The 11,616-nt window shown below is 30.3% G+C and carries 13 protein-coding genes; 6 read left to right on the top strand and 7 right to left on the bottom strand.

Going from position 1 to position 11,616, the window contains the following annotated elements; genetic code table 11:
- Positions 1-59: 59 nt before the first annotated feature.
- From H0I28_RS04540 to H0I28_RS04550, 3 genes are read left to right on the top strand one after another with little or no spacing between them, the layout of a single operon-like run.
- Positions 60-1,388, top strand: coding sequence for a dicarboxylate/amino acid:cation symporter (locus H0I28_RS04540; protein WP_218753086.1), 1,329 nt, complete (start codon positions 60-62; stop codon positions 1,386-1,388).
- A gap of 31 nt (positions 1,389-1,419) precedes the next feature.
- Positions 1,420-2,271, top strand: a complete 852-nt coding sequence (locus H0I28_RS04545) for a sulfurtransferase (RefSeq protein ID WP_218760695.1) — start codon at positions 1,420-1,422, stop codon at positions 2,269-2,271.
- A gap of 10 nt (positions 2,272-2,281) precedes the next feature.
- Positions 2,282-2,608, top strand: a complete 327-nt coding sequence (locus H0I28_RS04550; RefSeq protein ID WP_218753088.1) for a hypothetical protein — start codon at positions 2,282-2,284, stop codon at positions 2,606-2,608.
- A gap of 58 nt (positions 2,609-2,666) precedes the next feature.
- On the opposite strand, the gene fahA is transcribed toward H0I28_RS04550, so the two are convergent.
- Positions 2,667-3,944, bottom strand: coding sequence for a fumarylacetoacetase (gene fahA / locus H0I28_RS04555; RefSeq protein ID WP_218760696.1), 1,278 nt, complete (start codon positions 3,942-3,944; stop codon positions 2,667-2,669).
- 198 nt (positions 3,945-4,142) lie between these two features.
- On the opposite strand from fahA, the gene glyA reads away from it, so the two are divergent.
- The gene (glyA, locus tag H0I28_RS04560) at positions 4,143-5,417 is read left to right on the top strand and encodes a serine hydroxymethyltransferase (RefSeq protein WP_218730387.1); all 1,275 of its coding nucleotides are present in this window, start codon (positions 4,143-4,145) and stop codon (positions 5,415-5,417) included.
- A gap of 157 nt (positions 5,418-5,574) precedes the next feature.
- Here glyA and H0I28_RS04565 read toward each other — a convergent pair whose 3' ends face one another.
- From H0I28_RS04565 to rmuC, 3 genes are all read right to left on the bottom strand, one after another.
- The gene (locus H0I28_RS04565; protein ID WP_165731176.1) at positions 5,575-5,760 is read right to left on the bottom strand and encodes a CsbD family protein; all 186 of its coding nucleotides are present in this window, start codon (positions 5,758-5,760) and stop codon (positions 5,575-5,577) included.
- A 113-nt stretch (positions 5,761-5,873) separates the two neighbouring features.
- Positions 5,874-6,089, bottom strand: a complete 216-nt coding sequence (locus H0I28_RS04570) for a hypothetical protein (protein ID WP_218730388.1) — start codon at positions 6,087-6,089, stop codon at positions 5,874-5,876.
- 92 nt (positions 6,090-6,181) lie between these two features.
- Complete coding sequence (gene rmuC / locus H0I28_RS04575; RefSeq protein ID WP_218761583.1) at positions 6,182-7,528, bottom strand: DNA recombination protein RmuC; 1,347 nt, start codon at positions 7,526-7,528, stop codon at positions 6,182-6,184.
- An 86-nt stretch (positions 7,529-7,614) separates the two neighbouring features.
- Between rmuC and H0I28_RS04580 the strand changes: the two genes are divergently transcribed.
- Positions 7,615-8,154, top strand: coding sequence for a 1-acyl-sn-glycerol-3-phosphate acyltransferase (locus H0I28_RS04580; RefSeq protein WP_218760697.1), 540 nt, complete (start codon positions 7,615-7,617; stop codon positions 8,152-8,154).
- 150 nt (positions 8,155-8,304) lie between these two features.
- Here the strand turns inward: H0I28_RS04580 and pepT are convergent, their stop codons facing one another.
- The 3 genes from pepT to H0I28_RS04595 are packed head-to-tail and all read right to left on the bottom strand — an operon-like array spanning position 8,305 to position 10,885.
- Positions 8,305-9,546 carry a peptidase T gene (pepT, locus tag H0I28_RS04585; protein WP_218760698.1) on the bottom strand — a complete coding sequence of 414 codons (1,242 nt, stop codon included), beginning with the start codon at positions 9,544-9,546 and terminating at the stop codon, positions 8,305-8,307.
- A 1-nt stretch (position 9,547) separates the two neighbouring features.
- Entirely contained in the window at positions 9,548-10,105 is a 558-nt protein-coding gene (locus H0I28_RS04590) for a hypothetical protein (RefSeq protein WP_218760700.1), read from the bottom strand.
- A 42-nt stretch (positions 10,106-10,147) separates the two neighbouring features.
- Positions 10,148-10,885, bottom strand: a complete 738-nt coding sequence (locus tag H0I28_RS04595; protein ID WP_218760702.1) for an arylesterase — start codon at positions 10,883-10,885, stop codon at positions 10,148-10,150.
- 33 nt (positions 10,886-10,918) lie between these two features.
- On the opposite strand from H0I28_RS04595, the gene H0I28_RS04600 reads away from it, so the two are divergent.
- Positions 10,919-11,614 carry an ABC transporter ATP-binding protein gene (locus H0I28_RS04600; RefSeq protein ID WP_218760703.1) on the top strand — a complete coding sequence of 232 codons (696 nt, stop codon included), beginning with the start codon at positions 10,919-10,921 and terminating at the stop codon, positions 11,612-11,614.
- Positions 11,615-11,616 lie beyond the last annotated feature (2 nt).

The raw sequence follows: 11,616 nt of genomic DNA on the forward strand, positions 1-11,616 counted from the left end.
GTCACATATACTTTAATTTTTTTTTTACCTTTCAAAATCTTAATTTTTTAAACTATTTAATGAAAAAACTAGCATTACACTGGAAGATTTTAATTGGTATGGTTCTTGGAATTCTTTTCGGTTTCATCATGAACTCTGTTGAAGGAGGTAAAGGTTTTGTTACAGATTGGATAAAGCCATTTGGTACCATTTTTATAAACTTATTAAAACTAATTGCAGTACCCCTAATTTTGGCCTCTTTAATTAAAGGAATTTCTGATTTAAAAGATATTTCTAAAATTAAAAAAATGGGAATTAGAACTATGGTTATCTACATGTTAACCACATTGGTTGCTATTATAATTGGCTTAGGCATTGTAAATGTGGTAAAACCAGGAGCAGGTATGTCTGCAGACACTATAGAGAAGATAAAGGTTAAATATGAAACATCTTCTGATGTTGTAGATAAATTAACAAAAGCGAGTGCACAAAGTAATACAGGACCACTACAGTCTTTAGTAGATATTTTTCCGAGTAATATTTTTACATCATTAAGTGATGCAAGTATGCTTCAAATTATCTTTTTTGCACTATTTGTTGGCGTTTCTCTATTATTAATTCCAGAGAAAAAAGCAAAACCATTAATGAACTTCTTTGATTCCTTAAATGAAGTTGTCATGAAAATGGTAGATTTAATTATGCTTTTTGCTCCGTATGCAGTATTTGCGCTATTAGCAAATGTTATTATTGCTTTTGATGATACAGAAATCCTTTTAAAACTTTTAGTCTATGCACTTTGTGTAGTTGGAGGTTTATTATTGATGATAGGATTCTATCTAATTTTAGTGAGTGTTTATACAAAAAAATCGCCTCTTTGGTTTTTAAAACAAATAAGTCCGGCGCAATTATTAGCATTTTCAACAAGTTCTAGCGCTGCAACCTTACCAGTAACTATGGAAAGGGTAGAAGAACATTTAGGTGTAGATCCAGAAGTAGCTGGTTTTGTTTTACCAGTAGGAGCCACCATTAATATGGATGGTACAAGTTTGTACCAAGCCATTGCAGCAGTTTTTATTATGCAAGTAATTTGGCCAGAAGGACTTACATTTTCTAATCAGCTTGTTATTGTAGCCACGGCTTTATTAGCTTCCATTGGTTCTGCAGCTGTACCTAGTGCAGGTATGGTTATGTTGGTTATTGTTTTAGAATCTATAGGTTTTCCAGCGGAATTATTACCAATTGGATTGGCGCTTATTTTTGCTGTAGACAGGCCTTTAGATATGATGAGAACCACTGTAAATGTAACAGGAGATGCTACTGTAGCTATGATAATTGCTAAGTCGTTAGATAAATTACATGATGATCCTAAACCGAAAGATTGGGATGATAATTATGAAGATGTAAAGTAGTTTTATATAACTTTTCTAATTCTTTAATACGATGATGTCCTTAAAAATATCAAAACCGATAGTTTCCGTAGCTTGGTTACAAGAGCATTTAGATCATAAAAATCTGATTATTTTAGATTGTACGATTCCAAAAGTTACAGAAAAGTCTAATGCCGTTAATTCTGATGAAAAGTTACAGATTAAAGGCGCTATTTTTTTTGATATTAAAAATACTTTTTCAGATGTAAACGGAAAATTTCCGAACACCATTTTATCTCCAAAAGAATTTGAATATAAAGTACAAGAATTAGGTATTAATAATAATAGTCTTATTGTTTGTTATGACGATTTAGGAGTATATTCTTCACCAAGAGTTTGGTGGATGTTTCAATTAATGGGATTTACAAACGTTGCTGTTTTAGATGGAGGTTTACCTAAATGGATAGAACATAAATATCCTATTGAAAAACAACAAAATAATTCACGTTCAAAAGGTAATATTAAGACTAATTATCAATCAGGAAAAATAAAATTTACAAACGATATTTTGAGTGCAATTAATAATAAAACTATTTTAATTGCAGATGCACGCTCTAAAGGTCGTTTTAATAGTACTGAATCAGAACCAAGAAAAGATGTAAAAGGAGGTCATATTCCTAATTCTGTAAGTTTGCCTTTTAGTGAGATTATAGAAAATGGGACTTTTAAGTCTGAAGAAGCATTAAAGGTTATTTTTAATGAAATAAATCCAAAAAAGAAACCTTTTATTTTTTCTTGCGGAACAGGAATCACTGCATCTGTGTTGGCTTTGGGTGCAGAAATATCAGGATCTAAAAACTATGCTGTTTATGATGGTTCTTGGACAGAGTGGGGAAGTACGGAGAATTTACCTATAGAAATTTAAAATAAACATTATGAACATCAATTGGACAAAAGAAGAATTTCAAACTTATGTATTGTTGTACGCGGCACAAAGTAATTATATAGAAACCGAATCTGAAAGTGCCTATATTTTATCGAAAGTAAATGAAACTTTATTTAATCGGATTCATACAGAGATTGTACATGATAATGATTATCAATCTATGGAAAAAATTAAAACGTATTTAGCTGAAAATAAATATACAGATATTGAAAAAGAAAATCTTTTAAAAGATATAAAAAATGTCTTTTTTGCAGATGGTTCTGTAGATGTTTTAGAACGAAATGTATTTCTCTTATTGAAAAAAATTATAGCGTAAAATTAAAAAAGCTTCACAAATTGTGAAGCTTTTTTAATTTTATATAAAGACTTAAATTCTATTTAGCAGGTAGAATTTTACCTACACATTCTCCAAAACCAATACGTACTTTATCATTTTTACAATGTGCACGCATAATTACAGTATCGTTATCATTTATAAATTTACGCTCTGTACCATCGTTTAACTTAATTGGGTTTTGTCCTCGCCAAGTTAACTCTAACATAGAACCGTAACTATCTTTTGTTGGACCAGAAATAGTACCAGATCCCATTAAATCTCCAGCTTCTACAGGACAACCATTCACAGTATGATGTGCCAATTGCTGTGCCATAGTCCAATACATGTATTTAAAATTAGAATTAGAAACGATGGTTTCTTTTCCATTTTCTGGTTGTATACCAACTTGTAAATGAATATCGTAACTTCCTTTTCCTTTTTGTTTTAAATACGGTAATGGCTCATGTACTTGTTTAGGGCTTCCTACTCTAAAAGGCTCTAAAGCATCTAATGTTACAATCCAAGGAGATATGGTAGATGCAAAACTTTTTCCTAAAAATGGGCCTAATGGTACATATTCCCAAGCTTGAATGTCTCTTGCAGACCAATCGTTAAATTGCACCAATCCAAATATATATTCTTCCGTTTCTTCAATCGGAATTCTATCACCTAAAACGTTTGCATCTGTGGTTATAAATGCCATTTCTAGCTCAAAATCTAATAATTGAGAAGGACCAAAACCAGGAGTATTACTTCCTTCTTCAGGTTTTGTTTGTCCGTAAGGTCTTCTAATTTTTGTTCCTGATGGCACTATCGAAGAACTTCTACCGTGGTAACCAATAGGTATGTGTAACCAATTTGGTAGCAATGCATTTTCTGGGTCTCTAAACAAAGAACCTACATTGGTAGCGTGTTCTTTACTCGCATAAAAATCTGTATAATCACCTACAGCAACAGGTATTAACATTTCTACTTCGTCCATTCTAAAGATTATTTTATCTTTATGATTGGCATTATCTCTTAAAGTTCCATTGGTAACATCAAAAACTTCAGCAATTCTGTTTCTAACTAAACGCCAAGTTTTACGACCATCCGCAATAAAGTCATTTAAATTATCTTGTAGAAAAATATCATCAGTTAATGGTATCCCTTCAAAATAACCTAATTGATGAAAAGCACCTAAATCTATAGCAAAATTTCCAATTCTACTACCAATAGTAATAATATCATCTCTTGTTATGAAAACACCAAAGGGAATGTTTTGAATAGGGAAGTCTGAATCTTTGTCTACTTTTAACCAAGATTTTCTATTAGGATTATTTGCTGTTATGATCATTCTTTTGAAATTTATTTTTCATCAAACCTACATAATTTTTTTTATTTTAAAATAAAAAAACAATTAAAAACGCATTTTTAACAGTACATTTTTAATAAATATACAATTATAATAAATAATGATAAAATATAGTTAAAACATGTTTTTTACAAATTTGATTTTATTATTTTTGATGCTTCTTTAAAAACAACAACAACAATGCAAATAGACAATCAAATTTTTGACCTTATACAGGAAGAAAAAGAAAGACAGTTAAATGGATTAGAATTAATCGCTTCAGAAAACTTTGTAAGTGATGATGTTATGAGAGCCCAAGGTTCTATTTTAACTAATAAATACGCTGAAGGATATCCTGGTAAAAGATATTATGGAGGTTGTGAAGTAGTTGATGTTATTGAGCAGATTGCTATAGACAGAGCAAAGGAATTATTTGGTGCAGAATATGTAAATGTTCAACCACACTCAGGTTCTCAAGCAAATACAGCTGTTTATGCTGCTTGTTTAAAGCCAGGTGATACCGTTTTAGGATTTGATTTATCTCATGGGGGGCATTTAACTCATGGTTCTCCGGTAAACTTTTCTGGAAAATTATACAATCCTGTTTTTTACGGAGTTGTTAAAGAAACTGGAATTATAGATTACGATCATTTAGCTGCACAAGCTAAAGAGCACAAGCCAAAATTAATTATTGCTGGTGCTTCTGCGTATTCTAGAGATATCGATTTTAAGAAATTTAGAGAAGTTGCGGATAGTGTTGGAGCTATTTTAATGGCAGACATTTCTCACCCTGCTGGTTTAATTGCTAAAGGAATTTTAAATGATCCAATTCCTCATTGTCATATTGTTACTACAACTACCCACAAAACGTTACGTGGACCAAGAGGTGGTATGATTATGATTGGTAAAGATTTTGACAATCCTTTTGGAGAAACTTTAAAAAATGGAAATCCTAAAAAGATGTCTACTTTAATTAATTCTTCTGTTTTCCCTGGAAACCAAGGTGGACCTTTAGAGCACGTTATTGCTGCTAAAGCAGTTGCTTTTGGAGAAGCTTTAACAGATGAGTTTTTAGAATATCAATTACAAGTAAAAGCAAATGCTGCAGAAATGGCTAAAGAATTTGTTGCAAAAGGATATGATATTATCTCTGGAGGAACAGACAACCACTGTATGCTAATAGATTTACGTAATAAAAACATTTCTGGTAAAGATGCAGAAATTGCATTAGGAAAAGCAGATATTACAGTAAACAAAAACATGGTTCCTTTTGATGATAAAAGCCCATTTGTAACTTCAGGGATCCGTATTGGAACTGCTGCAATTACTACTCGTGGTTTAGAAGAAGAGGATATGAAAGCTGTTGTTAATTTTATTGATGAAGCTATTATAAACGCTGCAAATGAAGATGCTTTACACAAAATTGGTGAGCGTGTTGCGCACATGATGAGTGCAAGAAGATTATTTGTTATGTAAAAGACAATGCCTTTACATAAGGTATATAATAATCATATTAGTTCGAGTGATTTTGTTTTTAATAATATAGTGTCGACAACTTATTTGAATACATATAAAAAAAGCATCAAGTTAATTCTTGATGCTTTTTTAGTTTTAAATATATTATAAAGTTGTTTTACCAACTTTTTACTTCTTTTTCTATGGCTTCACGAGTTTCACCATATTTTTCTTGGATTTCTCCAACTAGTTTATCAAAAGAACCTTCTGCTTCCGTACTCTCATCATTGGTAATACGACCGTATTTTTCTTTAAATTCTCCTTTTATTTGTTTCCAATTTCCTTTTGTTGTATCCGAGTTCATATTCATTTCATTTATGTACTACAATAGTACTGGTTAATAATAGTGTAAATTTAGAAAGATTTATAATTGCTTATGAATGCTATCTATTAAAATTTTGACTCATTAGATAATAGTTATTCTTTTTCTGAACTTTTAATTTTTCCAGCAATTTCATCTGCATCATCAGTAGCACTCTGTATTTGGTTTTTTAATTCATCTTTCTCTTTTTTCTTATCAATTTCTGCTACGATACTTTCTTTTTTGTTATCTGAATCTTTTTCATTCTTTTCATCTGTTTTTACGGTTCCTTTTAAAGGATGTAAACCTCTTTCGTGTTTTATAACTGACATATTTTTTAGTTTTTTAGGTTAATACTCACTTCAAAAGTAAAAAATAAGTAAATTTCAGCTTAACTACATTCGGTTAAATAATAACGCATTAGCTATTCATCAACTTCATTAGCACGTTTAATAATGTTCTCTGGGATAGCCTTTTTAGCTTTAGCACCCATTTTTTTTAACTTTTCTACAGAAGTAATTAAGTTTCCTCTACCTTCAAAAAGCTTATTCATTGCATTTGAGTATTCATTTTTACTGTCGTCAATTCGTTTACCAATTCCAACTAAATCACCTAATAAACCATTAAACTTGTCATATAAAGCACCAGCTTGTCTTGCAATTTCTAAAGCATTTCTTTGTTGTTTTTCATTATTCCACATAGAATCTATGGTTCTTAAAGTTGCTAAAAGAGTAGTAGGAGTAACAATCACAATATTTTTTTCAAATGCTTTATTGTATAAGTGATTATCAGAATTTATGGCAACAGCAAAAGCAGGCTCTATGGGAATGAAAAGTAAGACAAAATCTGGAGATTCAATTTTATAAATATCTTCATATTTTTTTTCTGATAATTGATGTACATGTCTTTGAAGTGATGCCACATGCTCTTTTAAAAACTGTGCTTTTAAGGTTTCATCTTCTTCATTTATAAACTGCTCATAAGCCGTTAAAGAAACCTTAGAATCTACAATCATTTTTTTATTATCTGGTAAATGAATCACCACATCGGGTAGAATTCTCTTACCATCTTCATTGGTGAAGCTTTGCTGTACATAATACTCTCTATCTTTCTCTAATCCAGATTTTTCTAAAACTCTTTCTAATACTAATTCCCCCCAATTACCTTGCATTTTATTATCCCCTTTTAAGGCCTTGGTAAGATTTAATGTTTCTTTACTCATTTGTTGGTTTAGCTCTTTTAAACCTAAAATTTGCTGACGTAAAGCAGCATGATAATCGATACTTTCCTTATGTGTTTTATCTACTTTATCTTCAAAAACTTTAATTTTTTCTTGCAGTGGATTTAAGATAATTTTTAAGTTTTCTTGATTTTGTTGGGTAAATTTGGTTGACTTTTCTTCTAAAATTTTATTGGCTAATACTTCAAAATTATTGGTAAATTTTTCTTGTAATTTTTCGACTTCATTTTTATTATGCGCTAGTTTTTCCTCAACATTTTTGAATTCTGTTTCTAAACGTGTTTTATCTGAAATTAAAGTTTCTTTTTCTTTTTGAACGTATCTAAGTTCACCTTGCAAATCATCGATTGTAATTTCTGTATTTTTAAGTGTTTCATTTAGTTTAGAAATTTCAAATTCTAATACAGATTTTTCCTTTTCAGAAACTCCTTTTGCTTTTTCAAATTTTAATTTGGTTAATAGTTTACCTATTAAGAATCCTACAAGGCTAGATATCAGTGCAATTAAGAAGTAAATTATCATTTCGTTCATCATATCAAATTAAGTTCATAAATTTATCATTTTAAACGCTAACAAAAAACTTCTAAATAAGCATTTTTTTAATGCTATCTTTATATATGAAAACAATTGCAAGGTTTATATTATTTACCATATTAGGATGGAAACTAGAAAACGATTTTCCTAAAGAACCTAAGAAATACGTTGTTATTGCTGCACCCCATACCAGTTGGTTAGATTTTCCAATAGCAATTTTATCTAGAATGTCTTCGGGTACTATGGTTCATTTTATAGGGAAAGCATCACTTTTTAAAGGTCCGTTTGGTTTTATATTTAAAGCTTTAGGAGGCACACCTGTAAACAGAAGTAAGAGTACAAATATGGTAGATGCCGTTATTGATGTGTTTAACAATAAGGAAGAATTCAGGTTAGGAATTTCGCCTGAAGGAACAAGAAAAAAAGTAGATAAATGGAAAACAGGGTTCTACTATATTGCAAAAGGAGCGAATGTTCCTATTGTTATGGCAACCTTAGACTTTAAAAATAAGAAGATAAAAATATCTAAACCTTATTATGCCACAGCAAGTATAGATGCTGATTTTGAGGTGTTTCACTCGTTTTTTAAAGACGTAAAAGGGAAAAACCCTGAATTATTTTAATTATTTGGTTGGTTTTATAAAAAAGATTATATTTGTGTGTTACATATAATTATTGATAGAGATTAGGGGCTTTATTTTTTAAGAAATATGTTACGCAAATAGTATCATGCTATGATATGGAGTCTTCAGGATACTGAAGACTCTTTTTTTTTATGCAAATTTCACAGAAATTTTTTCTGCAATACCTATAATTACTTCTGTTGCTTTCATCATAGATTCTACAGGTACATACTCATATCTACCATGAAAATTATGTCCGCCAGCAAAAATATTAGGACAAGGCAAACCTTTAAATGATAATTGAGAACCATCTGTCCCACCACGAATCGCTTTAATTAAAGGTGTAATTCCTAAATCTGTCATTACTTCTTCTGCAATATCTACAATATGCATTACTGGAGTAATTTTTTCTTTCATATTAAAGTATTGATCTTTAATCTTTACTTCAATTAAGTCTTGATTGTATCTTGTATTAAAATCTAACGCAATTTTGTGCATTAAACTTTTTCTTTTTTCAAATAAATCTAAATCATGATCTCTTACAATGTATTCTAAAACAGTTTTTTCTACATTTCCATTGATATCATGTAAATGAAAAAAACCTTCATAACCTTCTGTTCTTTGCGGAATCTCGTTTGTTGGAAGTGCTGTAATAAATTCATTAGCAATTAGCATAGAGTTTATCATTTTACCTTTTGCATATCCTGGATGTACAATTTTACCAGTAATGGTTATTATTGCCCCGGCAGCATTAAAATTCTCATATTCTAATTCTCCAATCTGACTTCCATCCATGGTGTATGCCCATTCTGCACCAAATTTATCAACATCAAACATGTGTGCGCCTTTACCAACTTCTTCATCTGGAGTAAAGCAAATTCTAATTTTACCATGTTTAATTTCTGGATGCTGAATTAGGTATTCCATCGCGGTTACAATTTCTGTAACTCCGGCTTTATCATCAGCACCTAAAAGGGTAGTACCATCCGTTGTAATAATCGTTTGACCTTTATATTGTAATAAATCATCAAAATAATCTGGCGATAAAACGATGTTTTCCTCTACATTTAAAATAATATTATTGCCTTGATAGTTTTCTACAATTTGAGGTTTTACATTTTTACCTGAAAAATCTGGACTTGTATCTATATGTGCAACAAAACCAATAGTTGGCACTTCGTAATCTAAATTACTTGGTAGAGTTGCCATGATGTAGCAATTGGCATCTAAATCTACCTCTTTCATACCAATTTGTTTTAGCTCATCCACTAATGCATTGGCTAAATCCCATTGTTTTTCGGTACTCGGAAAAGCAGGATTGTTAGGATCTGACTCTGTGTCTATAGTTACGTATTTTATAAATCTATCGGTAATATGTTGTTTTTCAATCATTTTATTGAATAATTTTAATTTTTTTCATCAATGTAAGTGCGTCGCATAATCTTTTGTTAACTAAAGAATCGCCATAAACTTCCGCCTTTGCAAGTATAAAATTCTGGTCGTTTATTTTTATAAATAAGTGGCAAACTTGGTATTCAAACTTTCTTTTTTTTCCTTTTGAAACGGTGTAATAAGAAGGTTTTTCTAAAAAAGTAGTCTCTTCAGATTTTATTTTGATGAGATTTTTTGATAGATCTTCTTGCGCTCGTTCTAGTTTAAAAGACGTATCAAAATTAATGTTTTTATTGATAAATGTAACATCTAAAAGCAAAGTTTCTGTTAATTGTTTTGTAGTGTCTGCTGTGTAAATAGAAGATTGTAAATCGTCATAATACAAATTCGTTTTCCATGTATTTGGTATCTCTAAAGAAAACAAATTTTTAACGTCTTTTACTTCTTCTAAATTGTTAAAAGTAGTGGCGTTACAATTAAAGTACTTGCTAATTTCTGTTTGATTTGAACAGGAAACAAAGAGAAGTGAAGTAATTAGTATTAAAAGGATATTTTTCATAAAAATATTTAGAAATATTAAAATGTATATTTTAGAAACACTTTATTTTAAAATTGGTTTTAAAACAGTCCAAACATTTTTAGCCAATATTTGATGTCCTTCTTTTGTAGGATGAATACCATCTTTTTGATTTAAATCTGAAATACCTCCTACATTTTCTAACAAGAAAGGAACTAAATATAAATCGTTTTTTGTTGCCAAATCAGGAAACATATTTTTAAATTCATTAGTATATTCTTGTCCCATATTTGGTGGAATTTGCATTCCGGCTAACACAATAATTGTTTCTGGATATTTCTTTTTTACAGCATCTATAATATCTTGCAAATTTTCTTTAGACTGCTTTAATGGCACACCTCTTAAACCATCATTTGCACCTAATTCTAATATAAAAACGGTTGGTTTTTGATTCAGTACCCAATCAATTCTATTTTTTCCACCAGATGTAGTTTCTCCACTCACGCCAGAATTTACAATGCTATAATTCAATTGTAAAGAATCTATTTTCTGTTGAATAATTCCTGGAAAAGCATCGTTAACATCATCTAAACCATAGCCTGCAGTTAAACTATCACCAAAAAAAACAATTGTTTTTACATTGTTATTTTCGGTCTGATTGATTTCAGTATCAGGAGTCGTTGTTTCTGCATTTGTTGTTTTTTTAGAAGCATCTTGTTTGCAAGAGAATATGAATATCAGTAAAAAAATGCAACAAAATTTTAAGAAAACCTTTTGAGATAAATTGTTGATATGTATGAGCAATTGATTATTTTTCAACATCGGAATATTTTAGTAAAAAATTAAATAAAAGTAATGTCAAATATATTAAAGATTAATGATTTAGAGAAAACTTATACCAGTGGTTCTAAAAAATTAACAGTAATTAGCAATATCTCTTTTGAAGTAGAAAAAGGAAGTATTTTTTCTATTGTAGGGCCTTCTGGAAGTGGAAAAACGACTTTATTGGGGTTGTGTGCAGGTTTAGATTACCCAACTGCTGGAACTATTGAGTTGTGCGGCACTTCTTTACAAGATTTAAATGAAGATGAACGTGCTGCATTGCGTAACAAAGAAGTCGGTTTTATTTTTCAGAATTTTCAATTATTACCTACATTAACAGCTTTAGAAAACGTAATTGTTCCTTTAGAGTTACAAGGCGAAAAAAATGCAGCTAAATTTGGAATAGCATTGTTAGAAAAAGTAGGTTTAGCAGATCGTTTACATCATTATCCATCTCAATTATCTGGAGGAGAGCAGCAGAGAGTTGCATTGGCAAGAGCTTTTGCTAACAGACCTTCTATTTTATTTGCAGATGAACCAACGGGTAATTTAGATGAAGAAACTGGCGAAAAGGTCATTCAATTACTGTTTGAATTGAACAAAGAAGCGGGCACGACTTTAATCATTATTACACACGATTTAGATTTAGCTAACAGAACACAACAGATTTTACGATTAAAAGGTGGTAAGATTATTTCTAACGAAAAAACAAACACTATTAATGCGTAAAA

This window comes from Polaribacter sp. AHE13PA, from assembly GCF_019278505.1.
Classification (GTDB): Bacteria; Bacteroidota; Bacteroidia; order Flavobacteriales; family Flavobacteriaceae; genus Polaribacter.